Annotated in this window: 22 protein-coding genes; 6 read left to right on the top strand and 16 right to left on the bottom strand. The window is 53.6% G+C overall.

Annotated features, from left to right (window positions below; translation table 11 throughout):
- Positions 1-165: 165 nt before the first annotated feature.
- Positions 166-2,220, top strand: coding sequence for a neutral/alkaline non-lysosomal ceramidase N-terminal domain-containing protein (locus ACI9KD_RS07365; protein WP_414980515.1), 2,055 nt, complete (start codon positions 166-168; stop codon positions 2,218-2,220).
- On the opposite strand, the gene ACI9KD_RS07360 is transcribed toward ACI9KD_RS07365, so the two are convergent.
- From ACI9KD_RS07360 to rpsU, 8 genes are all read right to left on the bottom strand, one after another.
- Positions 2,221-3,285 (bottom strand): sphingomyelin phosphodiesterase, encoded by a 1,065-nt coding sequence (locus ACI9KD_RS07360; RefSeq protein WP_414980514.1) that lies wholly within the window; start codon positions 3,283-3,285, stop codon positions 2,221-2,223.
- A gap of 74 nt (positions 3,286-3,359) precedes the next feature.
- Positions 3,360-4,910 carry an arylsulfatase gene (locus ACI9KD_RS07355; protein ID WP_414980513.1) on the bottom strand — a complete coding sequence of 517 codons (1,551 nt, stop codon included), beginning with the start codon at positions 4,908-4,910 and terminating at the stop codon, positions 3,360-3,362.
- Between the two features lie 110 nt (positions 4,911-5,020).
- Entirely contained in the window at positions 5,021-5,551 is a 531-nt protein-coding gene (locus ACI9KD_RS07350; protein ID WP_414980512.1) for an MOSC domain-containing protein, read from the bottom strand.
- A gap of 164 nt (positions 5,552-5,715) precedes the next feature.
- Entirely contained in the window at positions 5,716-7,308 is a 1,593-nt protein-coding gene (locus ACI9KD_RS07345; RefSeq protein WP_414980511.1) for a WS/DGAT/MGAT family O-acyltransferase, read from the bottom strand.
- Positions 7,309-7,460: 152 nt separating this feature from the next.
- A complete protein-coding gene (rpoD, locus tag ACI9KD_RS07340; RefSeq protein ID WP_414980510.1) occupies positions 7,461-9,281 on the bottom strand; it encodes an RNA polymerase sigma factor RpoD in 1,821 nt (606 codons plus the stop codon).
- A 147-nt stretch (positions 9,282-9,428) separates the two neighbouring features.
- Positions 9,429-11,330, bottom strand: coding sequence for a DNA primase (gene dnaG, locus ACI9KD_RS07335; RefSeq protein WP_414980509.1), 1,902 nt, complete (start codon positions 11,328-11,330; stop codon positions 9,429-9,431).
- A gap of 84 nt (positions 11,331-11,414) precedes the next feature.
- Positions 11,415-11,885: a GatB/YqeY domain-containing protein gene (locus tag ACI9KD_RS07330; RefSeq protein ID WP_414980508.1), complete on the bottom strand. Its 471-nt coding sequence runs from the start codon at positions 11,883-11,885 to the stop codon at positions 11,415-11,417.
- Between the two features lie 149 nt (positions 11,886-12,034).
- The gene (rpsU, locus tag ACI9KD_RS07325; RefSeq protein ID WP_414980507.1) at positions 12,035-12,250 is read right to left on the bottom strand and encodes a 30S ribosomal protein S21; all 216 of its coding nucleotides are present in this window, start codon (positions 12,248-12,250) and stop codon (positions 12,035-12,037) included.
- Between the two features lie 230 nt (positions 12,251-12,480).
- Between rpsU and tsaD the strand changes: the two genes are divergently transcribed.
- From tsaD to folK, 3 genes are read left to right on the top strand one after another with little or no spacing between them, the layout of a single operon-like run.
- Positions 12,481-13,536, top strand: coding sequence for a tRNA (adenosine(37)-N6)-threonylcarbamoyltransferase complex transferase subunit TsaD (tsaD, locus tag ACI9KD_RS07320; protein WP_414980506.1), 1,056 nt, complete (start codon positions 12,481-12,483; stop codon positions 13,534-13,536).
- The gene (gene folB, locus ACI9KD_RS07315; protein ID WP_414980505.1) at positions 13,533-13,895 is read left to right on the top strand and encodes a dihydroneopterin aldolase; all 363 of its coding nucleotides are present in this window, start codon (positions 13,533-13,535) and stop codon (positions 13,893-13,895) included. The genes tsaD and folB overlap by 4 nt, the downstream gene beginning before the upstream one ends.
- Positions 13,892-14,395: a 2-amino-4-hydroxy-6-hydroxymethyldihydropteridine diphosphokinase gene (folK, locus tag ACI9KD_RS07310; RefSeq protein WP_414980504.1), complete on the top strand. Its 504-nt coding sequence runs from the start codon at positions 13,892-13,894 to the stop codon at positions 14,393-14,395. The genes folB and folK overlap by 4 nt, the downstream gene beginning before the upstream one ends.
- Here the strand turns inward: folK and ACI9KD_RS07305 are convergent.
- The 4 genes from ACI9KD_RS07305 to rsmA all read right to left on the bottom strand — a co-directional run bounded on the left by ACI9KD_RS07305 (position 14,347) and on the right by rsmA (position 17,841).
- Positions 14,347-15,642 (bottom strand): multifunctional CCA addition/repair protein, encoded by a 1,296-nt coding sequence (locus ACI9KD_RS07305; protein ID WP_414980503.1) that lies wholly within the window; start codon positions 15,640-15,642, stop codon positions 14,347-14,349. The two genes, folK and ACI9KD_RS07305, sit on opposite strands and share 49 nt — an antisense overlap.
- Positions 15,643-15,652: 10 nt before the next feature.
- Positions 15,653-16,477 carry a symmetrical bis(5'-nucleosyl)-tetraphosphatase gene (locus ACI9KD_RS07300; RefSeq protein ID WP_414980502.1) on the bottom strand — a complete coding sequence of 275 codons (825 nt, stop codon included), beginning with the start codon at positions 16,475-16,477 and terminating at the stop codon, positions 15,653-15,655.
- Between the two features lie 16 nt (positions 16,478-16,493).
- Positions 16,494-16,913, bottom strand: a complete 420-nt coding sequence (apaG, locus tag ACI9KD_RS07295) for a Co2+/Mg2+ efflux protein ApaG (RefSeq protein ID WP_414980501.1) — start codon at positions 16,911-16,913, stop codon at positions 16,494-16,496.
- A gap of 115 nt (positions 16,914-17,028) precedes the next feature.
- Entirely contained in the window at positions 17,029-17,841 is an 813-nt protein-coding gene (gene rsmA / locus ACI9KD_RS07290; protein WP_414980500.1) for a 16S rRNA (adenine(1518)-N(6)/adenine(1519)-N(6))-dimethyltransferase RsmA, read from the bottom strand.
- A gap of 88 nt (positions 17,842-17,929) precedes the next feature.
- Between rsmA and ACI9KD_RS07285 the strand changes: the two genes are divergently transcribed.
- The gene (locus ACI9KD_RS07285) at positions 17,930-18,706 is read left to right on the top strand and encodes an ABC transporter permease (RefSeq protein ID WP_414980499.1); all 777 of its coding nucleotides are present in this window, start codon (positions 17,930-17,932) and stop codon (positions 18,704-18,706) included.
- Positions 18,703-19,446 (top strand): ABC transporter ATP-binding protein, encoded by a 744-nt coding sequence (locus tag ACI9KD_RS07280; protein WP_414980498.1) that lies wholly within the window; start codon positions 18,703-18,705, stop codon positions 19,444-19,446. The genes ACI9KD_RS07285 and ACI9KD_RS07280 overlap by 4 nt, the downstream gene beginning before the upstream one ends.
- A gap of 188 nt (positions 19,447-19,634) precedes the next feature.
- Here the strand turns inward: ACI9KD_RS07280 and ACI9KD_RS07275 are convergent, their stop codons facing one another.
- The 4 genes from ACI9KD_RS07275 to ACI9KD_RS07260 form a co-directional block, all read right to left on the bottom strand.
- Positions 19,635-20,399, bottom strand: a complete 765-nt coding sequence (locus ACI9KD_RS07275) for a hypothetical protein (protein ID WP_414980497.1) — start codon at positions 20,397-20,399, stop codon at positions 19,635-19,637.
- An 81-nt stretch (positions 20,400-20,480) separates the two neighbouring features.
- Complete coding sequence (locus ACI9KD_RS07270; RefSeq protein ID WP_414980496.1) at positions 20,481-21,239, bottom strand: polysaccharide pyruvyl transferase family protein; 759 nt, start codon at positions 21,237-21,239, stop codon at positions 20,481-20,483.
- Positions 21,240-21,310: 71 nt separating this feature from the next.
- On the bottom strand, positions 21,311-22,153 hold the full coding sequence (locus tag ACI9KD_RS07265; RefSeq protein ID WP_414980495.1) for a hypothetical protein: 843 nt from the start codon (positions 22,151-22,153) through the stop codon (positions 21,311-21,313).
- Between the two features lie 77 nt (positions 22,154-22,230).
- On the bottom strand, positions 22,231-23,279 hold a 1,049-nt coding region (locus tag ACI9KD_RS07260; protein WP_414980494.1), incomplete at its 5' end, for a glycosyltransferase.

The following is a 23,279-nucleotide window of genomic DNA, read 5'->3' as shown; positions in this document are numbered from 1 at the left end:
ATAGGGGATCACGCTCCAGCGCGCACCGGGTTTTGGTCCTTGACGCTGACATTATGCCGCGCCCTTGATTACTGATCTAAGGCTGTTTTTTCGCGCTTGTGACTATGGGGTCATCAGCGGTGGACATGTTCTCAACCCCACTGTCCCTTTGTATGTTTTATCGCAGTGATAGAATTTGTCGCTACTCCAATAAAACTGGTCACCAAAAAACTCATGAATAGAGCCTTGTTGCTTTTCCTTGGCACGCTTGTCTTTGCTGCGAGTGCTTATAGCGAGGCGCCCTATGAGTATCTTATCGGTCGTGGTATTTCAGACGTTACCGGCCCGGCTGTTGGTGTTCAATTGTGGGGATTCGGCAAAAAAGATCAGATCGCACAAGGCGTTCATATCCGGCAAAAAGCGAGAGCTTTTATTATTGCCGACAGTAAGCTCAACAAACGTATAGCCTTTGTGAGTGTCGACATTGGGAGCATCGAACACCACATTACTCTAGAAGTTCTGGATCGCTTGCAAGAGCAGTTTGGCGACCAATACCAGATCGACAATGTGATTTTGAGTGCAACACATACACATGCGGCGCCGACCGGCTATTGGCACTCACGTACAGACCTTGGATTGGACGGTGGTTTCTATCCCGAGCATTTTGACAACATTGTCGGCGGCATTGTTGAGGCCATCGGGAAAGCTAATCAGGATCTGCAGCCGGGCAATATCGCCATCAATCGAGGTCGGGTAGAAAACGCAGGTATTAACCGCTCCTTAACGGCCTATGACAAAAACCCAGAGTCCGAAAGACAGAAATACGCGGACGCCATTGACAAAGACATGACCCTGCTAAAGTTCACTGACGCCAGCGGCGACATTGGCTTGCTTAACTGGCTAGCAGTTCACCCTACGTCCATGACGTTTTTTAATCGACTGATTTCGGGAGATCATAAGGGCTATGCATCGTTAACTGTCGAGAGAGCAAAAGGTGTTACTTATGTTGGGCGCGATGAGTTCGTTGCGGCCTTCGCCCAAAGCAATGCAGGCGATGTGACACCTAACCTGAACCTTGATAATACCGGCCCGGGCAAGGATGACTTTGACAGCACGAAAATTATTGGACAAAGACAAGTAGAGGCCGCACTTAACCTCTTTGCCACCGCGAATGAGTTGTTAAAAGGCTCCATTGATTCCCGTCAAATTTATCTCGATCTATCGCAATTTGAGGTTACGGACGAGTTTACCGGTGAAGGCACCCATTACACTTGTCCTTCCGCTTATGGATACTCGTTTGCCGGTGGTTCGACGGAAGATGGCGGTGGTCATTTTCTGTTTGAAGAAGGCATGACCGAACAGAGTGTTTTCTTGGACTTTCTGATCAGATGGCTAACTGGTGCGCCAAAATGGACCGCAGCGGTCAAGCAATGTCAGTCGCCAAAGGCTATTTTGTTTGAAACAGGCTCAAGCAACCCGCCTTTACAGTCACAAATACGCTCCGTGACCGTTGCAAGGATTGGCCAGCTTGCCATTGTTGCACTACCTGCGGAGGTAACAACCATGGCCGGTCGCAGACTTAGACAAACGGTTAAAGCGCAGCTAGGGGAGTGGGCCAGCTATGTTGTTCTTGCAGGTTATTCAAACGGCTACGCCGGTTACGTCACCACGCCAGAAGAATATGATCTGCAGCAATACGAAGCTGGCCACACACTGCATGGCCGCTGGACTTTGCCGGCCTACCAGCAGGTCGTCGCAGAGCTGGCCACTGCATTGCAGAACGATACCGCGGTAGACCAACAGATCATCTATGATGATTGGCGTGGCAAATCTCCGACTTTACAGCTTCACGATGGAAGCCCGGATCCACTTCCCGACGGGGTTGCACTTGATCGTGCTTTACCCTTGGATAAAAAAACGTATTCAACAGGCGAAGTCGTTATCACTCGCTTTTATTCGGGCAATCCTACTGCGCAATACAATCGCAACGACTATTTTATGAGTGTTGAGATGCGACAGGGAGACGTATGGGTAGAGATCCGTAACGACCATGACTGGTCAACCAAAATTCGATGGCACGAAGAGAAAAAACCGAAGGCGTTGATCGCTCAGCTTTCTTGGGATACCGCCGGCAATACCACAGCGGGTCAATACAGGATGAAACATACGGGTCTGCTGACATTGTCAGACGGGAGTATCAAGAGAATAGTGGCGACGTCAGATGTCTTCACCATTGATTAGTCATTCGAATTCAAGCTCTATGATGACAGGATAATGATCCGACAAATCATTGAGCTCAATATCGGGTTTGAGTAGTTTGGTCCCTAGCCAAGGAGTTTTGGATTTAAAGTTGATTACCTGCAGCTTCGGGTTGTTAACGGGCTGGCGATGATCGGTACGATAAAGCATGTAGTCCAGGGTTAGATCCGGACGGACCTTGGAATCAGCGCCGGTAATTAAACGCAGATATTCATTGGTGCTTTGAGAAATCGATCCTACCCCATCCTCTGGCAACACCACATTTGCATTGGCATGCTCTAACAAATCATTAAACCTCGATTTATGGGTCGAACTAATATTAAAGTCCCCCCCCAGAACAATCGGTTCCTCTTTGGGTATCCCAAAGCCATCAATAAAACGGCGCATTTCATCTAGCTGAAGCAGGCGTATGTCATGTTCTGCCGCCGACGCCTGAAGGTGCGTACCAAAAACATGTAACGCTTTGGACTCTTTGGGATTGCCGCTCGGGACTTGAATCTTTGCATAGACCACGCCTTTGCGAGCTAGAAAATCAAACGACTGACTGACTCGCACCGCATGAAACACATAAGCATGCCGTTGCTCGATGGGCCAACGGCTAAAAATAAGTACGCCGCTATTACCCCTAAAAAAATTAGTCCGGCAATTTCCAGAGATGCTGTTCCAGCGAGGGTCCTTGCAATTCTCTCCTGCAACTTGCGTGTGGAACGGATAAACATCAGCCATCTTGTTGGTCAGAAAATTAAAAGAATGCTCGGTAAAAACTTCTTGCAGTATGAGCACGTCAGGGCGTTTCGAAAGCGCCTTAATTGCTTCGGGAATCAATTGAAGCCGGGGCTTTTCAAAATGATTTGCCAGCCAGTTTGGATAACCTAGTTGTTGGATGTTGTAGGTCATCATTGTCATAGTCTGAGGTGCCCGGGTTGTCGCAGCTTCGTGCTTAAGCACTGTATCTGCGACAACCCCGTTTGCTAATACAAAAGCAAGTAAACCTGTAAGTAAGGCCCTGCAGGCTGAAAGACGGGTGACATCAATGACTGCTGGCATAGAGAATCTCTTTCTGTCTTTGCATAAAAAACGCCCCGTTAGGGGCGTTTTCGAGAGAGCACCGGGTGACGGAGTTACTTGTCGCCAGCGCCTCGTTTGACGGATTCCATGACTTTATCAAGGTTAAAGCTGCCGGGTTCCTGACGCGGTGGAAACTCCTTAAAGCTTTGCAACCAGTTAGCTATGTAGGCGCCCGCGGGTGCAAAGGCAAACATGTGCTCAACCCACCAGCGCTGGTAGCCCATGGAGTTTTCCGCCTCTGCGCGCTCGAACGGGTCCATACGAAGATTAGTCAATGACGGAGCCCGAAGCACTTCAAAGGGCGTGGTCCAAACCTTGTAGCCTTCCTCGGGTTGCCTCAGGAACGTGACTTTCCAGTCGTTGTAGCGGAGGGCTGCAACGCTGCCGTCATCTGTCCAATAGATGAACTCTTCCCGGGGCCATTCGGCCTCACCCTTGAGTGCCGGCATTAGGTTGTAGCCATCGAGGTGCGCCTTAAACGATTTGCCGCCCACTCTGCGTTTCTTGAGCAGGTCTTCTTTGACGGTTTCGTCGCCCGCTGCAGCAAGCAGTGTGGTCAACATATCTTCGTGCGCTGCGATCTCGTTATTGATCGTGCCGGGCTCGATTACCCCAGGCCAGCGCATAACGGTTGGAACTCGGTAGCCACCTTCCCATTGCGTATTTTTCTCACCGCGGAACATGGTGGTTCCACCATCAGGCCAGGTAAAGGTTTCGGCGCCGTTGTCCGTGGAGTACATCACGATGGTGTTATCAGCAATACCCAGTTCATCCAGCTTGGCCAGAAGCTCTCCAACCATGGCGTCGTGCTCGACCATGCCGTCTGCATACACGCCGTACCCCGTTACGCCCTCAGAGGCTTCTTTGAGGTGCGTGAAGATGTGCATGCGGGTGCTGTTCCACCAAACGAAGAAAGGCTTGTCGTCTGCGACCGCTTTGTCCATAAACTTTAATGCGGCGGCGGTTGTCTCTTCGTCGACAGTTTCCATGCGCTTCTTGGTCAGAGGGCCGGTGTCTTCGATACGGCCGTCGGCATAGCTGTGAATGACGCCTCGAGGACCAAAGTTTTTCCGAAACTCTGCGCCGTTGGGATAATCAGGGTTTTCGGGCTCTTCTTCAGCGTTCAGGTGATACAGGTTGCCAAAGAACTCATCGAAGCCATGTTCCGTAGGCAGCATACGATCCAGGTCACCAAGGTGGTTCTTACCAAACTGACCGGTCGTATAACCCAGGGGCTTCAATAGCTCCGCAATAGTGGGATCTTCATCCGTCATGCCTTCTGGTGCACCGGGAAGGCCGACTTTTGTGAGTCCTGTACGTATCGGGGATTGGCCGGTGATGAACGCAGCGCGTCCGGCGGTGCAGCTTTGCTGCCCGTACCAGTCGGTGAATAAAGCACCTTCTTTGGCGATTTGATCAATATTCGGCGTGCGGTAGCCCATCATGCCTTGGTTGTAGGCACTAATGTTAAAGCCGCCAATATCGTCACCCCATATGATGAGGATGTTGGGTTTTTTCTCGCTGTCCTGGGCAAATGCCGCCCCGCTCATAAGGCCCATTGCCATCAGAGCGCAGCAACCTATTCTTTTTAAGTTTGTTTTCATTGGAGTTTCCTGGCTACTTAAACATCACTTACTGTTGGGTGCTTACAATGATAGCAGCGATCAAGGCTGTAATCTCTCTCGGGCTACGTTCGCGCCTCTATCGTCACAGGCTAGGGCGACTTACTGAACATGTCCCGAGTCGTGCCCTGAGCCTCGACGCGCACATCGTCTCCGACAGTGATCAACCCGCTGCGAATGATCCGACAACACAAACCACCATGCCCGAGCATGGCCGCAACACCGCCTTTGCCCAGTGCGGTCTCCATGCGCGAGCAGGGATGGCAAAGGGCGCCTGCTTCAAAAAGCGCGTCGCCAATAGAGAAGCGTTGGTAGCGCAGAGCATGCAGGTTCATGCCACAGATCACGAGGTTTCGTCTTAGCTCGCCGGGATCAATGTCTTCGATGCCAAGGAAGTGCGCAGTCTGTTGGATAAACTCCCGGGAAATCACCGTTACCTGTCGACCGGAGCCCGGGGTTTTGTCCACACGGTGGTCGCCTTCCAGGCCCCGGTTCGCAATCGCAAGTACGGAGTGTGTCGTCACCAAGGGGGCTCGGCGCTCGGTGCGCAGTCCAATCCACTCCAAGGAGCCTGGGGAGAGGTCCTTGGCAAATCGATCCAGAGGATTCACTCGCTTGCTCACTACGTCGCCATCACGCTGATAGTGTTCGCGGTCCCTGTGTGACTTTGAAATAGCATTTAAGCTGCCTGAAGCCGATAGTTGACGAGGACTCGCTGTCGCAGCAGTTTGTCCTCATGTTTAAGAAACTTTTTTAAGAGCTAGTAGTCACCGCGTGGGATGGCAGGCTAGGCTTGGGCGCGCTTTCTTGCGGTCGCCGCATTGGCGACACGCTTGGGCTTAACCTTGGCGGGAGCTTTGGCAGCGGTTTTGGGTCGCGATGTTTTTGCTTTTGCTTTTGCTTTGGGTTTTGTCTTCGCCTTCGCCTTTGTTTTTACAGCAGAGGCCTTGCGTCGACTTGCCGGAGCCGCTCCTAGCGTGGCTGATTTGAGGTCCTTAAAGCTCGCCATCAAGCATTCCCGATAAAACCCCGGGTCTGGCATCATCTCTCGACAGCTGGTCGCAGAAATACTGAATTCTCCGCAGTAGCTGCTAATGACATGGAAGAGGCCCACGCCATCAGCCACTGGGCCAGTACCAAAGCTCGATAGCATCCGTGCGCCGGTGTTGTAGAGCGGTACTTGAGGGCCGGGGACATTGGTAATCACGCAGTTATAGATAGGATTAATTTGATTGACTAGGCCCCAGCGACTGGCTAGGCGCGCCGCCTGTGCCGTCAGCGTGCTGGGAATGAACTGGGAATAGTCGGTCATTGTCTTGGCACCGACGGCGTTGCTGTACTCTTTTGCCGTTTGGGTCCCTTCATGTACTGCGATCAAGCGGTCACGTGCCTCGGCTACATCACTGCGGATTTTGACCGCCATGGTGGATACGATATTGCCGCCAGTGCCTTTTTCTTTGGTGTCGCGAACGTTTACTGGGGCCATGGCGACCAAAGATTGGTCGGGTAACTCATTGTGTGCTTCCAAATACTTGCGCATTGCGCCACCGACGATGGTCAGGGCAACATCGTTGACCGTCGCACCAGGCACAGCGTTCTTTATCGCTTTGATGTCCTCAAGGGGCAGGCTCACGGCGTTGAAGACCCGATAAGCCGAGACGGTCCCATTAAAGCGCACCCGAGGAACGGTGCCGACGCGCTGAAGATCGCCGCGTCGCAGTTGCATAAATACCTTGGCAAAGCCGGGCACCGTGTTTCGCGCAACCGAGATGAACCGAAGCGGCTGGCGCATGCCATTCACCTGAGCGCGCGTCAGCAGTCTGAGTGTGCTGGGGTCGCGATCGGGTCGAGTGATGACGGATTTGGGCTTAACCTTGGTGTCGGCTTCTAAATCGTGAATTGCCGCCGTGATTTCCATGCCGGACGCGCCGTCCACCGCCGCATGGTGCATCTTGGTGAACAACGCGAAGCAGCCTTTTGGATAGCCCTGGACGTTGTCGAGGCCTTCGATCACATACATCTCCCAAAGTGGGCGTGATCGATCCAATGAACGTGCGTGAATACGCGAAATCAAAATACACAGCTGACGCCAATCACCGGGCGCCGGCAGGGCAACGTGACGGATGTGAAACTCGGGGTCGAAGTCGCCCTCGTCAATCCAATAAGGGTGATCCAGGCCCAGGGGAACCTCTTTGAGCCGACGCGTTAGGCTTGGAATGCCCTTAACTCGATTAGCCGTGCCCTCAAGGATCTGCTTGAAGCGTACCTTGCCTTTGGGTGCCGTCTCTTGGGTGTAGATATACAGTCCAGAGATATGCATTGGTGAGTTTGGTGTCTCTAAATACAAAAAAGACGCGTCGAGTCCGCTGAGTTGCTGCATGCTATGAATCTCGTAAATTATCGTTATGTAGTAGAACTATAAGTGTACACCCCGACCGCTAGAGCGCCACGGGGGATTGTTTTAGTGAAAGCCTATACGCAAAAAAAAGCCGCTCAATGAGCGGCTTTTTATCGAAGTGAGCTGGTGTTCCCTTAGGTCTCATCCAAAAAGCTGCGCAGGTAATCAGAGCGCGTAGGATGACGCAGTTTGCGCAGTGCCTTGGCTTCAATCTGACGAATCCGCTCGCGGGTTACGTCGAACTGCTTACCGACTTCCTCGAGAGTGTGATCCGTATTCATATCGATACCAAAGCGCATTCTCAGTACTTTCGCTTCACGAGCGGTTAGCCCGGAGAGAACATCTTTGGTCGCTTCCATCAGGCCCTGACCCGTTGCTGCATCGATCGGGGAGTTGACGGTCTGGTCTTCGATGAAATCACCCAAATGCGAGTCTTCATCGTCGCCGATGGGCGTCTCCATTGAGATGGGCTCTTTGGCGATCTTAAGAACTTTGCGAACCTTGTCTTCGGGCATTTCCATACGCTCGCCAAGCTCCTCGGGAGTTGGCTCGCGGCCCATCTCCTGAAGCATCTGCCGGGAAATACGGTTGAGCTTGTTGATCGTCTCGATCATATGCACAGGAATACGAATCGTACGTGCCTGGTCTGCAATTGAGCGGGTAATAGCCTGACGAATCCACCAGGTAGCATAGGTCGAAAACTTGTAACCGCGACGATACTCAAACTTATCAACGGCTTTCATGAGGCCGATGTTGCCCTCCTGAATAAGATCAAGGAATTGCAGGCCACGATTGGTGTACTTCTTAGCGATAGAGATCACAAGGCGCAGGTTGGCCTCGACCATTTCTTTCTTGGCGCGCCGAGCCCGTGCTTCGCCCATAGACATGCGGCGATTGATTTCTTTGATCTCAGTCACCGACAGGCCGGTCGCTGTTTCAATCTGGCCAATCTGGCGCTGCGCACGATGAATCTCTTCTTTGTAGGCGTTTAGCTTAGGACCGTAGTCTTTCTTACGCGCGTGCCGAGACAGCCATTTAGCATTGGATTCGCTACCCTGAAAGGAGGTAATGAATTCTTTGCGGGGCATTTGGCAGCGACGTATGGCGATGCGCATGATTTCGCGCTCCTGCTCGCGCACGCCAGCCAGTGCAGATCGTGCCTCGTCGTTCAGCGGATCGAAAACCTTGGGTGGGAACTTGAAGAACTTAAAGATTTCGCCAAGCTTCTCCATCTCTTTGATGGCTGCTTTGTCCTGACGGCCTTTCTCCGAGAGGATCTTTTCTGTCTTGTTGAACTGACGTTTCAGCGCGGTAAAGCGCTTCTTGGCTTCCACGGGATCAGGGCCCGTTGGTGCATCGCTGTCGTCTTCATCGGCGTTGCCGGCGGCTTTGGCCGCTTGTTGGTCAGCGATTTGCTGTGCCGAAGGGACATGATCTGCAGGGTTGAGGTAGCCCACAAGCAGATCGGCGAGCTTTTTCTCTTCTTTGGCGACCAGCGCGTAGATATCCAGCACGGCCTTCACCGAGCCGGGGAAAAAGGCCAGCGCGGCCATGAGCTCACGGATGCCTTCTTCGATGCGTTTGGCGATGACAATTTCGCCTTCGCGGGTCAATAGCTCAACCGTTCCCATCTCGCGCATGTACATACGCACGGGGTCGGTGGTGCGGCCGGCTTCGGTTTCAACCGCCGCTAGCGCTGCGGCGGCTTCCGCGGAAGCGATGTCGTCGGCAGAGCCATCGCCATCAGCCAGGATAAGATCATCGGCATCCGGGGCCTGTTCGAAGACCTGAATACCCATATCGTTGATCATCTGGATGATGTCTTCGACCTGATCCGGATCAGAGATGTCCTCAGGAAGGTGGTCGTTGACCTCGGCATAGGTTAAATAACCCTGCTCTTTTCCTTTGGCGATCAGAGCCTTCAAACGCGATTGTTTTGTAACGGCGTCGTTCATTCGGTACCTTGCTTGGGTTTTGCCGGCCCTCGCGGGACGGACGTTTAAAACGGTAAAAGCCAGCCCGCCAGTTTAGCACAAAGTCGGACAAATTGCTTACACACTGTTGTTTTTCTGTCGTGCTTAGGGTGACACATGGCGCTGCATTTACTGGCCTGCGGGGCCGCTACGGGTATCCAGGTCCCGAAGGGCTCTGATGAGCTCCGGTAATCGGGCCTTGTCGTCTGCGGTCATTTGGGCGTAAGGACGGCCTTTGAGACCGCTGATCTCATCGACGATGCGCTGGCGCAGGGGTAGGGAGGTCAGGCGGCGCATAATATCCTCAAACTGTGCCTCGATGCCGTCTGTCGGAATGAGCCGCTCCTGCCCCGCAAGCTCTGCCAGCAGCTCGCCTTCTTGGCTGCCGTGCCAGTGTCCCAAAAGCATTCCGGTGCTTGATTCGGGGCGTTTTTGCAGAAGTTCGATAATAGCTTTGAGCAGATCACCCTCGTGACCGGACAGTGCCGACAACGCATGAGCGTCCGCCAGGGTGGCGACACCGGGTTTGTGCAGAAGCAGCGCCATTGCTGCTTGCGTAAGCGTAGCATGGGCATGCGGTGCTTTGCTAAGTGGGGCGCGTTGACGGGGGCTTGGTTCTTCATCGGCCGGCCCCCAGTCGCCGTCATCCGGCGGTGGAGCATCATCGAAGCTCGCGTAGTACCCATCATCCGGTGTCGCTTCAGCGGTGGGAGGGGGTTGCGGTGGTGGGAGCTCTAGTTTCATGAGGCTGGCAAGGTCAAGCCCGGTGCGCTGCGCCAGCGATTGGAACATGAGTTCACGGTAGACACCTTCGGGAAGGACCCGGATAAGCGGTAGGGCGCGTTTGGACAGTCTTGCACGGCCTTCCATGGTGCCGATATCAAGGCCCGCGGCCTGGCTCTGGAACAGAAACTCCTCAAGGGGGACGGCAGCCTGGACTAAATCTAAAAATGCCTGGGTGCCTTCCTTGCGAACCAGCGAATCCGGGTCTTCGCCCTCGCGCAGAAACAAAAAACGAGCCTGTCGTCCGTCAGCCATGGTCGGCAATGTGTTGTGCAGCGCACGTTCAGCGGCCTTTCGGCCGGCTTCATCGCCATCAAAGCAGAACACCACCTCCGGTACGACCCGGAAGATTCGGTCCAGGTGCTCAGTGCTGGTGGCTGTCCCCAGGGTTGCAACCGCATAGCTAATCCCCGCCTGGGCGAGGGCGATCACGTCCATGTAACCCTCGACCACAATGATGCGCTCAAGTTTACGATTGGCTCTGCGCGCCTCGTAGAGGCCGTACAGCTCCCTGCCTTTGTGGAATATGGGGGATTCTGGTGAGTTCAGGTACTTGGGTTTGTCATCCCCGAGAACCCGGCCCCCGAAAGCAATGACACGACCGCGACGATCCCGGATGGGGAACACAATGCGGTCCCGAAAGCGGTCATACACCCGGCCTGAGTCGTTTTTAACCAACATGCCTGCGGTGATGGCGCGAGTCTGTGTTGTTTCGTCATCCCCCAAAAACGATAGAAGGTTGTTCCAGCCCGGTGGTGCAAAGCCCAGACCAAAGTCCCGGGCCACGATCCCCGTGAGACCGCGGTTTTTCAGGTAGTCGACCGCCGCCTGTCTTTTGGGGTGCTGCTTGAGAGCGTCTTTGTAAAAATCAGTTGAGCGTTCCATGAGCGCATAGAGAGGCTTGTTGGGTGACTCACCGGGCCCGGCACTGGATTGACCTCGGCTCTCTTCTCTCACAACCTCAAGACCTACACCGCCGGCAAGGTTTTCTATGGCCTGGGGGAAGTCGATGTTCTCGTAGTCCATGAGGAATCCGAGGGCGTTACCGCCAGCGCCGCAGCCAAAACAGTAGTAAAACTGCTTCTCGGGGTTCACGCTAAAAGACGGCGACTTCTCGTCATGGAACGGGCATCGGGCGCTGAAGTTCTTGCCGGTTTTTTTAAGTTTCACGCGCCGATCTATCACATCAACGATATCGACGCGATCAAGTAAGTCATCAATAAAACTTTGGGGTATTCGTCCGGCCATGCTTAGTCTTTTGCCATGTAGGTCGGCAGACTCGTGTGCGCCAGATTATGCCACGGGGTCCTGCGTGTTATCTTTGGACCGCAATTACCCGACGAGACGAGCTTTGACTTTTTGGCTGACGGCGCCCATGTCGGCGCGACCCTGAAGCTGAGGCTTGAGTTGGCCCATGACCACACCCATCGCCTGCATGCCTGAGCCATCCGCAGCTGCAATGGCTGCATCAATGAGCGTCTCGAGTTCTTCGTCGCTAAGTTGCGCGGGAAGATATTCCTGAATCACAGCAATTTCTGATGCTTCCTGGGTCGCCAGGTCATCACGACCCGCATCTGCGAATTGCTTATAGGAGTCGCGGCGCTGCTTGATCATCTTATCGAGCACAGTCATCACGCGAGCTTCATCCAGCACGATGCGCTCATCGACTTCGATACGTTTGAACTCCGCCTGCATGAGACGGATAGTTGCCAGGCGTTCTTTATCGCGACTTTTCATCGCTTCCTTCATGGCAAGCTTGATGGCTGCCTGAGTTGCTGAAGGGATGATGGCCGGTTCGCTCATGATAATCGCTAAGGTTTGTCTGAGAGGTTATGCGCTAATAGCTAACCTTGCAGCTGCAAGGTTGGCTCTAACAGGAGATTTTCCGGGTGGGGGCGAGTAAGTCGATCCCACCGCACCCCGAGATAGCAACGCTATCCCAGGCAAAATACTTAGTAGAGACGAACGCGCTTACGGTTCTCGCGAGACATTTTTTTGAGGTGGCGCTTAACCGCAGCGGCAGCAGCTCGCTTACGAACGGTTGTGGGCTTCTCATAATGCTCGCGGCGACGTATTTCCGAAAGTACACCTGCCTTTTCGCAAGAGCGCTTAAAACGGCGCAGAGCGACGTCAAATGGCTCGTTTTCTTTAACCTTGATGTGAGGCATCTAAATCCTGTCCTGTCTATACCTGCCGGAGACGAAAAGTTATCGCCCACCAGCGCGAGGGCGCGCATTCTATACGCAGCTTGTTGGATTTGCAAAGGTCAGTTATCCGGATTTTTGTCCTTAGGCTGCTCCGATATTGGTATCGGGCCTGTCGCCCATAGCTGGGATTCATTAGACTTGCGCCTCGCGCGCCGCTGCCAGGTGACTTCGGCGCTAAAAAGGACCCGATCATGAACGTTCTCGGCATAGAAACCTCCTGCGATGAGACCGGCGTGGCGCTGTATAGCACGGAGCGCGGCCTTCTTGCGCATATCTTATACAGTCAGATAGCTGTGCACCGTGAATACGGCGGTGTCGTGCCCGAGTTGGCCTCGCGGGACCATGTGCGCAAGACCTTGCCTTTGGTGCAAGAGGTCTTGGCGGCTGCTGGTTTAAAGAACAGCGATGTCGACGCGGTGGCCTACACCGCAGGGCCCGGCCTCGTGGGAGCCCTGATGGTGGGCGCGACAATCGCACGCGCGCTTGCGCTTGGCTGGGATGTTCCCGCGCTGGGCGTGCATCACATGGAAGGGCACCTACTGGCTCCCATGCTGGAAGAGAATCGGCCGGAGTTTCCCTTTGTGGCCTTGCTGGTCTCTGGCGGACACACGCAGCTGGTGCGGGTGGACGGTATTGGTGAGTATCAAATACTGGGTGAGTCTCTGGACGACGCTGCGGGCGAAGCCTTTGATAAAGCAGCAAAAATGCTCGGCTTACCGTATCCCGGCGGGCCTCAAATCGCTCGCATCGCCGAAGATGGCGACCCCAAGCGGTTTAATTTTCCAAGACCCATGATCAATCGCCCGGGACTGAATTTCTCATTCAGCGGACTCAAGACCCATACCCTGACCACCGTGCGTGCACTGGAAGCAGAGGCGCCTTTGACCAATCAGGATAAAGCCGACATTGCCCGAGCCTTTGAAGAGGCGGTGGTCTCTACCCTGGTGATCAAGTGTCGTCGCGCGCTGGCGCAGGAGAGCCTGGATCGTCTGGTCATGGCAGGTGGTGTGAGCGCCAATCGCAATCTTCGCAAACAGTTGGCAGAAACCTTAGCTAAGCAGGGCGCCGAGGTGTTTTATCCCGCGCTACAGTTTTGTACGGATAACGGCGCGATGATTGCCTATGCGGGAGCTCAGCGTCTGGCCGCTGGTCAAGCTGATGGTGCAGAGGTGCAGGTGAGGCCGCGATGGCCTATGACCGAACTTCCGCCCATTCAGGTGGCGGCATCATCCGGGAGCGCTTTGTGAACGATATTGTTTTTATCCGCGCACTGCGGCTCCCCACGGTGATCGGCGTCTACGCCTGGGAGCGAGAGGTTCGTCAAGAGCTGTTGTTGGATTTGGAAATGGCTTGGGATATTTCTCCTGCAGGCGCCAGTGATGATGTGGCTGACGCGCTGGATTACTCCGCCGTCGCAAGCCGTTTACGGGCTTTTGCGGCCGAGAACAGTTTTGAGTTGATAGAGAAGATGGCCAGTGAGTTAGCAAGCTTGGTGATGGCAGAGTTCTCTGTGCCCTGGCTGCGCCTGCGTTTATGTAAGCCCGGTGCGGTCAGCGAGGCTCTGGATGTTGGCGTGCTTATCGAGCGGGGGCTGCAACCTGCATGACGCGTTTGTTTTTAGGTCTGGGCAGCAATATCGAGCCGGCTCGTTACTTGCCCCTGGGTTTGTCGGAGCTTGAGGCATTGCTGGGCGCTTTGCGGATTTCACCCGTCTATGAAGGTGCTGCGATTGGGTTTTCGGGCGCACCGTTTTGGAATTTGGTGATCGAGGCCCAGACCTCGCTTGCCGTGGGAGAGTTGCAAAGGGCGATAAGGACCATCGAGTACGCCCATGGTCGTCCCGAAAACGCGTCTCGCTTTAGCCCGCGCAGCTTAGATATCGATATCTTGGTCTACGGCGATGTGTGTGGCGTCGTTGATGGGGTGGCATTGCCACGAGGAGAGATACTGGAAAACGCTTTTGTACTGCGTCCGCTGGCAGAGTTAGCGGCCGACGCCATTCATCCGGGCGTTAATAAGAGCTTTGGCGAGCTGTGGACCGCTTACGACGCAGCGTCTCAACCGCTGTCCCCAGTGTCACTGGATGCGGAATCCTTGCGAAACTGAGTGAGTCGCTTGATACGTTCATCGCGCAGCGCGTCACCTATGGCCTTACCTTTAAGACCCGACACATCTAAATCTACAACCGTTACGGCGACAGCAATGTCTCTTGCGCGCCGCAGATAGTCCGCCTGCGGGTAATTCTGATCCTCCAAGCCGGCCCGGCCTCGGGAATCGGCTTCGCAGGCCATAAGATAGTTTTCGAATCGCTCCGTCTGGCGCAGCGCACCGGTGGCTTCAAGTAGTTTGAGCAAAGTCTCGCCACGGAGTTCTCGCGCCCGGTGCATGTGCAGATGGTATTCACAGACCGACAGGGCGAGTTGGCGGTGGGCGTTCGGTACTTTGAAGCGTGCGCAGACATCTTCTACCAGCGGTAGTCCTGCTGTCTCATGTCCACGGTGGCTGGGCAGAACATCGTCTGGGGTAATCCCTTTGCCAAGGTCGTGGGTGAGCGCAGCAAAGACCACTTGGCTGTTTCCGGATTCAGTTGCGGCCGCTGCTGTGGCCTTTGCGCTGCGTTGGCGAGAGAGCAGTGCGGCCTGCTCAATCGCCATCAAGACATGCACGCCGGTATCGATCTCGGGGTGATAGTTGGCTTTTTGTGGAACGCCGAATAAAGCGTCGAGTTCGGGTAGCAGTGCTTTCAGCGCCCCACACTGGCGCAGTACCTCGATAAAAACCTGGGGATCGCGCTCTCTGAGCGCTCGCTCGGTCTCCACCCAGATACGCTCCGGGGGCAGGTACTGTAGCTCGCCCTGCGCCACGATGTCCGTCATGAGGGTGAGGGTCACGTCGGCCACAGAGAATCCTAAGTGCGCGTACCGGGCGGCAAAACGTGCCACGCGAAGTACTCTCAGCGGATCTTCGGTGAAGGCCTCAGAAACGTGGCGGAGCAGCCGCGACTCTAAGTCCCTGAATCCGCCATAGGGATCGATCAGCGAGCCATCGTCATCTTTGGCGATAGCGTTGATGGTCAGGTCGCGGCGTTTGAGGTCGTCTTCCAGCGTCACGTTGGGGTCGTAGTGGGTTTCGAAGCCGGTGTAGCCATGACCCTTTTTACGCTCGGTACGGGCCAGCGCGTATTCCTCTTTGCTCTGGGGATGCAGAAACACCGGAAAGTCTTTGCCCACCTGCGTGTAGCCAAGATCTAGTAACTCCCGGGGCGTGGCGCCCACAACCACCCAGTCCCGCTCTTTGACGGGATAGTTCAGGAGTTCGTCGCGGACTGCGCCGCCGACCAGGTAGGTTTTCATGGGTAGGATGTTAGCAGTGGCAAGGTTCTGACACGCGCTCGCCGGTCTCCAGGTTGTAAAACGTCATGGAGTTGCCCCACACACAGCCTGTATCTAGCCCGATAGCGTTGGCGGTACTCGTCTGGCCCTGTAAAGAGGCCCAGTGACCAAACAGAATTTTGTCGTTCGCGGCTTTACGGTTCGGGTAGTTGAACCAGGCGTCCAGCGCCTTGCTCTTGGCCGCGGCCCCTCCGGGGTTGCTTAAGGGGCCCTTACTGAGCAGATCCAGACGACCGTCTTCATAGCAGTAACGCATGCGGGTGAGGTGGTTGGTAATGACCCGTAATCGTTCCATACCTTCGAGATCATCGGACCATAGTGAAGGCTCGTTGCCATACATCGCGGCAAAGAAAGCTGTGCAATCGGGACTTTTGAGGACGGCTTCTACTTCTCGGGCACGCTTGGCCGCCTGTTTTAGAGACCACCGGGGTGGGATGCCGGCATGCACCAAGGCAAAGCCGTGCTCCTGATATAGAAGGGGCTGCTGATGCAGCCAGCCTATTAACTCGTCGCGGTCCTCGGCGAGGAGAATAGGTTCCAGCGTGTCGTGTCGCCCAAGCTGCTTCGCGCCTGCTGCAATGGCCATGAGATGCAGATCGTGATTGCCCAGCACGATACGTATGTTGTCCCGGTGTTTATAGAAAAAGCGTAGTGTCTTTAGGCAATTAGGGCCTCGATTGATGAGGTCGCCGGTGCACCAGAGCATGTCCCGGTCCCAGCTGAAGCCTACTTTTTTGAGTAGGCGTTTGAGCGGCTGTTTACAGCCTTGGATATCGCCTACGACCCAGGTGGCCATGAAATATGCCTCAGTCTCAGTTCAGGGATGTAGGCGTGTGAAGCGTAAATGCCGGAATGGTGACCTCGAAGGCGAGCTGCTCGTTAGGGTCCGGCGGACGATCATCGTCGTGAAGAACCATCGTGTATTCGCCGTTCATGTATCCCACCGGCGTCGGCAGCCTCGCGCCGCTGGTATACCGAAAAAAGCGTCCGGGACGGATGATGGGCTGTTCTCCGATGACGCCTTCGCCGCGTACTTCCTGCACGTCGCCATCTGCATCGGTGATTTGCCAGAATCTTGAGAGCAACTGCACGGACACATCACCGGCGTTGCTGATGGTGATGGTGTAGGCAAACGTATATTGGCTGTCTTCAGGGCGCGAATGGGTTGGCAGATAGGTCGTTTGCGTGGCGATACCAATAAGGGCCGGATTTAGAGTCTTGATCTGGCTCATGGGAATGCCCCGAAAGTAATTGTCTGGAAGTAACGCCGCTCAATGGCCACGTTATAAGCGCTGTTCTGGTGAGGCGCAAGTGTTGGCACGTCGACGGCTGCTCACGGCCTCGGATTCACTCCGAGCCGTTTGTTTCCAGTGCCTTTGCCAGGGTAACAAATTGCGAAAGCTCTAGGGTTTCTGCGCGGCAGCCAGGGTCGATACCCAAATCTTCGATCACTTCATTGCCCAACATGCCCTTGAGATTATTGCGCAGGGTTTTACGCCGCTGTGCAAAGGCCGCTTTGACGACTTTCTCAAGCACAGCAACGTTGCAGTCAGGAAACAAAGGGCTGGGGTGTGGCGTAAGCCGGATGATCGCCGACTGTACTTTGGGCGGAGGGTCAAAAGCCTCGGGGGGCACCTCGAACAGTAGTTCTGTCCGACACAGATACTGCGCCATGATCCCCAGACGACCCCAATGCTTGTTGCCGGGTTGGGAGGTAAGACGCTGCACGACCTCCAGCTGCAACATAAAGTGCATGTCCTTGATGATGAGTGCTTGCTCAAGGAGCCGAAAAATCAAAGGCGTAGAGATGTTGTAAGGGAGGTTGCCGACCACCCGGAGTTGCTCGCCATCATGCACTACGCTTGCAAAATCAAACGTTAGAGCATCGGCGCTATGTAAGGTGAAGTTGGGGTGAATGCTAAACGCCGCCAGAAGCGGCGTGACCAGGTCGCGATCCAGCTCAATAGCGTCCAGCTGGCAGCCGCTTTGGACCAGGGCGTCGGTGAGGGCGCCGAGGCCCGGGCCGATTTCTACCAGATGCTGGGATTCGGCCGCTGCAATGGCTCGCTCCAGACGATCAATGATCCCGGGGTCGCGCAGGAAGTTTTGTCCAAAGCGTTTGCGGGCTTGGTGGGAGGGAGTCGCTGATTTTTTACTCATGCGCCTATTCTACGCTGCTGCGCGTTATCGGCGGCCACTGATAGAATGGCAATTCGTTCTTTTTGTTTCGACAACATGACACTGTGACATGACACTACGACGTTTTTGGATGCTGGTTGATGAGATGGCTCGTATGTCGCTCAAGGCCGATGCATCGCGATTCTATCTCGGCTACCTCTGGTGGGTGCTTGAGCCCTTGCTATATGTGGCAGTTTTTTATGTTGTGTTCGAAGTGCTGCTGGGCACTCGCCGCGCTGATTTCTTGGTTTTTTTGATGTGCGGAAAGCTCACGTTTATCTGGTTTTCTAAATCGGTGGTACACGCGTCCAGAAGCATCGTGGCCAGCAAGGGGCTCATTGGCAAAATTGATCTGCCCAAGGCACTGTTCCCTCTCGCTGTGGTGCATGAGGGTTTGTATAAGCAGGCGGCGGTTTTTGCGCTGCTGTTCGCTTTTTTAATGTTGAATGGCTATGGCGTGGGTGCTAACTGGCTGTGGCTCATCCCCGTTCTGGTAGTGAATTACTTTTTGGTAGTTGCAGGCTCGCTCATCGCGGCTTTTCTGGTGTGCCTGGTATTCGATTTCACGATTGCGATCAGCATGGGGATGATTTTTTTGTTATTTACATCGGGAATATTTTGGGATGTTCGTGCACTGGCAACACCCGAGATGACCGACTGGGTGCTGGCCCTCAACCCTTTGGCATTCATCATAGATGCTTACCGGCAGGTGTTAATGGTGGGAGTGGCGCCAGACTTGTTCCATCTTGCGGCCGTCGCTATCGCAGCCTGCTTGATAATCGCTGTGATGCTGCACTTGCTCCGTAAAAACAGCCAGTTTTTGGCGTTGCGGGCGATTACGTCGTGAGCACGCAAGATATTGTCGGTAACTCTGAAAGCGGCTCCAAGGCGGCTGATAAAGAGGTGATGCTCGAGTTGCTGGGCGTGTCCCACGCCTATCATGCGCGTCGAGCGAACTTTGAGCGAGGCATCCATCGTGTACTGGATGATGTGTCTCTCAAGCTCTACCGGGGGCAGACTTTAGGGATTTTGGGCCGTAACGGCGCAGGCAAAACGACCTTGTTACGACTCATGGCTGGGATCCTGGCGCCGAGCGCAGGTGAGATTCGCCGTGCGCCTGGGGCGCGGTGTAGTTTGCTCACGCTGGGCCTCGGCTTTCAAGCGCAGCTGAGCGGTCGAGATAACGCGCGACTATCTGCGTTGTTGCAAGGTGCGAGTCGAGATGAGGCCGAGCAATGTCTTGAGCCGATCAAAGAGTTCTCTGAACTTGGAGCTTCGTTTGATGAGCCGGTTAACACCTACTCGTCTGGAATGCGGGCGCGGCTGGGGTTTAGCACGGCGCTTGAGACCAAGGTTGAAGTGCTGTTGATCGATGAAGTCTTGAGCGTGGGCGATCGATCGTTTCGGGAAAAGGCGTCTTCAGCCATGCGCGAGCGAATACAGGGCGACCAGACTGTTGTACTGGTGTCTCACTCAGAGAGTCAGATTGCTGATGTTTGTGACGTGGCGGCGTGGATAGATGATGGGCAGGTTAAAGGGTATGGGGTTGTGGATGAGGTGATGAAAGCTTACCGGGCGTCTGTTTGAAGTTGCCGTTGGTGTTCACGAGAAGAGACCTCTCAGTTATGGCGGCCGAGCTTGCCGCTTGTGATTCACTGCAGAGGGAACCATATTCGCAACAATTTGTACTTCAGCGCCGCGTATCGGCCTTGGGCTTCGCGATTCTATGTCAGATTGCGTCTACAGAAAGAAAAAGTGTGCACCCACCCCTTACCTTAGAACTTGGAGAGCTTCGGCATTATATGCCTGACTTTTTGAGCCAAAAACCGCCACTTTGGGAGGAGATTCCACTTATGCTCCTCTCCTGATGTGAGTAAGGTTGGGCCTCGCTTTAAATGTCGTCTCGCCAGCCTGAGTTTTTTGCGCTTAGTACGAACTGAGCCCGTGAAATGAAGAACGAATACCTCATCTCCATTCAACAGATCCTCGACTCTACTGTTGAACGCGTCAAATGAATAGCGGCTATAGTTTAGAAAACGAGCGTCTGTGTGAAGAAGGTAAATCATGCTGTCCTGATCTCCATTGGTAAAGAAGCCCATCTCAGAAGGCCACCATTTACGGACAGCATCGAGATCACAAGACAGTACTTCGTCAATAAAATCCTTGGATGTTGCATCACACCTCAGGAACAGTTGCCCAGAGCTAATGTAGGTATGGATCTTTCTGTTAGTCGGACTACTGCATACTGAAAAGAACTCGTTCGATCGTGGTAAGAATTTTGACAGTGGAACATCTAAATCAATGAAGAATGCATCGTCGTCAATCCAAAATACGAAGTCGAATAAGCCTATGTACTCTTTTAGATACTCCAGTTTATTTAGATATCGATTCTTTTGTCCGGTGGGCCAATTACAATAGATGTAGGTATAGCCGTGTCGCGAGCAGTAGGCCCTGTGGTTTATGTAAGATTTGAAGTCTGATGCGGGATATCTTCCCGAGATTACACCAACTTTCGGAAAAGAGATGGGTTCCTTATCCACGAATATAGTCTCTCTCGCATCTTGTTTCTCCCGACTCTAAGTGAGCCGCGACATGATGTAGGCGCCTATCGATAGGTTTAGTCATACGGCTATACGAGCGCTAAAAAGAAGCTCTTTTTTTGGAAACGCAAAATCGCTGAGTTGATACGTTAACGTTAACGGAGAGTTTGGGCAGCTAAAAAAGTTCACTTCTGATATGTCACGTAACATAGGAGGCATGTCTCTGCCGATCGATAAGAAGTAGTCTTCGTATTTCAGTGTTGGCTCACCAGTCTGCGGTTTCACGACCACGCACGGCCTGTTAAGGGCGTGAGCAAAAATGACGCCGTGCAATGAAGAAGAAAACACGAGTTCTGAAGAAAGTATTGCTCTTGCGACATTTAGTGGTTTATCGTCAATATCGACGAACCGGATTCCGTTCTGTAAATTGTGACGGTATAGATCTCGTTCTCGATAATGTGGAATGAAAATTGACCCTTGAGGCTTGCTGGGCTCTTGGATCTCGTCGCCCAGAAACCTCATTAGAAGTCCAGGGTCGAGAAGAAACTTTACTTCGCTCACGTCATGCCCGGCTCTTTTGAAAATGTCGTAGCTCATCGGGCCCCGCAATCCTACGACCTGTATTTTGACCTTGTTGGCCTTTGGGATATCGTGTGATTTAACGCCAATCCCACACGCTATATCTCCTGATTGAATGCGGTGTCCAATCGAACCCACTAGCAACAGGCGATGCCCGCCTCGCCGAACATTTATCGTGTCGCAATCATACTGCCAGCGCAACAGTTGATCAGCAAGGATGTCTCCGGCATTCCCTACTAGGAAAAAACGCTCCGCGCTCATGCCCAAAGCTCGTCGAGCCTTTAATCCGAATCGAGAAACGACACGATCGTGCCAGTAAAATGTTCTGATCTTCATAAGTCTTTGATATGAGCCTCTGCAAACCCCGTACTCAGGTCATTGATCCCGTACCCAATCACTGCTCGGCCGTTCCCGAGTGATGCTAGACCGGAAAAATAGGTGCAGCTAAGCAGGTTTTTGTTGTGCTTCCTGAAGGAGCCCAAGAGAGCCGAATAAGAATGGATGAGTCTACGCTCTGAAACAAGGATTTGAGGCCGGCTGTCGAAAAGACGTAATCTGACTAACCTACCTGCGTAAGCTCTGTATTGAAGGACCGAGTGTTTCTCGTGCGCAATCAAGAATAAATCATTTTCTATTTTTATAGCCTGAGTGCCTATGGCGAGAGGCTTGTTGTGATTCGCGAGCGTCATGCCCGGATCATCGTTAAAAACTATCTTCTTGGACTGGTTATTGGGAGGATCGGAGGATAGCTGTTTGAATGGTGTTATTGAATACACTGCTCTCAGGCGCCCAGCGTGAACAAAGAATGCCCAATTCTTCTCGATTCTCTGGCGACTCGCATATTCGACTTCTATTGGATGGCCCAGAGTTGGCGACACCCGCATTAGATATAGCGAATTTGAGCTCCTTGCCCAGCCGCTATTGAACGTCACCCAAATCTCGTCGTTCATCTCGAATAGCTTCGGGTCAGCGACCACGCTGACGCCGTATTCCGCAGCGTGATGGGATAAATTGACTGTGACGAATACATTACTATCGATATCGTATTGTAGTAGCGAGGCCTCAAAGGGGGGCGTGGAGTCCGGCCCGAAGTGGCGCAGCGCCATAAAACAACTTGAGCTACGATAGGCGATACTGGGATTAAAGCTGTTGGGTTGGTTAAATCTTTCGACCATGTGATTCAGCACATTAGTCGCGTCGGATTGTTTGGTCGCTAAGGTAAGGGATTTCCGCGTTATCATAATCTTAGTACTTAGACATCAACAGACGGACGGTTGCTCTGACATGGTTCGATCAAGCAAAATCTGCCGTTCTTTGTTTGAACTCCGGCGACCGTGCCAAGGTGCGTGGCCTGCTCAATCCACTCTTCTCGTCGGTTTTTGATCAAGTTTGGAATTTTCTCCCGCAGTGTGTCTGATTGCGTTAACGCGCTGGATATACACTTCGCAATTGACTCGGCAGAGTTTGACGAGAATTCTGCGGCATCCTCAAGATAGCAGCGGGTGGCAGGGTCATCACTTGTCACTACGGGCGTGCCCGCACCTATTGCTTCATGGCATGCACGGGTTAGGACACCCTTTCTGGTCGATAGCGCGACAGCAACAGCTGAAGTCTTCAGTAACGAATCATATTCAAAGTCTGACACAAACCCCGACAGCCGAACATTGTTAGGGAGATCGCGCAATAATGCTTTATGGCGCTCCCGAGGTTGGCCGCTGATAACAAAGCGAAGTGACGGAAGTAGTCTCGCAGCACCAAGAATCTGGCTTATGGGCTCGTCTTCCGACCAAGAGCACATCACAAAAACTTGATTTGCGTAAATATCGCCTGCGGACGTTTGTGGTGTTGTCGGAATTACGTCGTAAAGGACCACAAACTTTCCTGGCCAACCCTCATTTATTATCCAGCGGTGAATCTCCTTATTATGAACGACGTTGACTTTCGCCCAACGGTATACGAGTCGATTAATCCAGCTAATGGGTGGTTTGTTCCAAGGAGAGTCGATAAATGGGCCATTGTGACAATCGGTTATGAGCACCGCGCCTACTGCCCGGCAGTAAATGGCGGCGGCCAGAGAGCAGAACGGCTGCGTATGCTGGCTAATAACTACCCTGGGGCGATATGCAATTAGGCGCATCAGGGTTTGCACGAATTGAACGGGGTACCGAATCGCAACCACTAAGGGGTGCTTTGCTTGCCATTTCAAGTCTACAAGCGTGAGCCCCAAACTGGCTGCGATTTCATTTGCTCGATTTCGTCTGCCCCCCCACCGGAGATAAACTGCGGACATCTTTAAATCCG

Origin of the sequence: Congregibacter sp. (assembly GCF_047617445.1) — a bacterium.
Lineage (GTDB): Bacteria > Pseudomonadota > Gammaproteobacteria > Pseudomonadales > Halieaceae > Congregibacter.
Note: the sequence above shows the minus strand (reverse complement) of the source record. Positions and strands in the feature narration are given on the sequence as shown.

Coding starts and splice junctions, on each gene's coding strand:
- ACI9KD_RS07355 (WP_414980513.1), bottom strand. CDS start 4,910: ATGAAAACAAACTTAAAAAGAATAGGTTGCTGCGCTCTGATGGCAATG.
- ACI9KD_RS07300 (WP_414980502.1), bottom strand. CDS start 16,477: ATGGCCACCTGGGTCGTAGGCGATATCCAAGGCTGTAAACAGCCGCTC.
- rpoD (WP_414980510.1), bottom strand. CDS start 9,281: ATGAACGACGCCGTTACAAAACAATCGCGTTTGAAGGCTCTGATCGCC.
- rsmA (WP_414980500.1), bottom strand. CDS start 17,841: ATGAGTAAAAAATCAGCGACTCCCTCCCACCAAGCCCGCAAACGCTTT.
- ACI9KD_RS07330 (WP_414980508.1), bottom strand. CDS start 11,885: ATGAGCGAACCGGCCATCATCCCTTCAGCAACTCAGGCAGCCATCAAG.
- folK (WP_414980504.1), top strand. CDS start 13,892: ATGACGCGTTTGTTTTTAGGTCTGGGCAGCAATATCGAGCCGGCTCGT.
- apaG (WP_414980501.1), bottom strand. CDS start 16,913: ATGAGCCAGATCAAGACTCTAAATCCGGCCCTTATTGGTATCGCCACG.
- ACI9KD_RS07285 (WP_414980499.1), top strand. CDS start 17,930: ATGACACTACGACGTTTTTGGATGCTGGTTGATGAGATGGCTCGTATG.
- ACI9KD_RS07360 (WP_414980514.1), bottom strand. CDS start 3,285: ATGCCAGCAGTCATTGATGTCACCCGTCTTTCAGCCTGCAGGGCCTTA.
- ACI9KD_RS07345 (WP_414980511.1), bottom strand. CDS start 7,308: ATGCAGCAACTCAGCGGACTCGACGCGTCTTTTTTGTATTTAGAGACA.
- dnaG (WP_414980509.1), bottom strand. CDS start 11,330: ATGGCCGGACGAATACCCCAAAGTTTTATTGATGACTTACTTGATCGC.
- ACI9KD_RS07265 (WP_414980495.1), bottom strand. CDS start 22,153: ATGGTCGAAAGATTTAACCAACCCAACAGCTTTAATCCCAGTATCGCC.
- ACI9KD_RS07305 (WP_414980503.1), bottom strand. CDS start 15,642: ATGAAAACCTACCTGGTCGGCGGCGCAGTCCGCGACGAACTCCTGAAC.
- tsaD (WP_414980506.1), top strand. CDS start 12,481: ATGAACGTTCTCGGCATAGAAACCTCCTGCGATGAGACCGGCGTGGCG.
- rpsU (WP_414980507.1), bottom strand. CDS start 12,250: ATGCCTCACATCAAGGTTAAAGAAAACGAGCCATTTGACGTCGCTCTG.
- ACI9KD_RS07270 (WP_414980496.1), bottom strand. CDS start 21,239: ATGAGCGCGGAGCGTTTTTTCCTAGTAGGGAATGCCGGAGACATCCTT.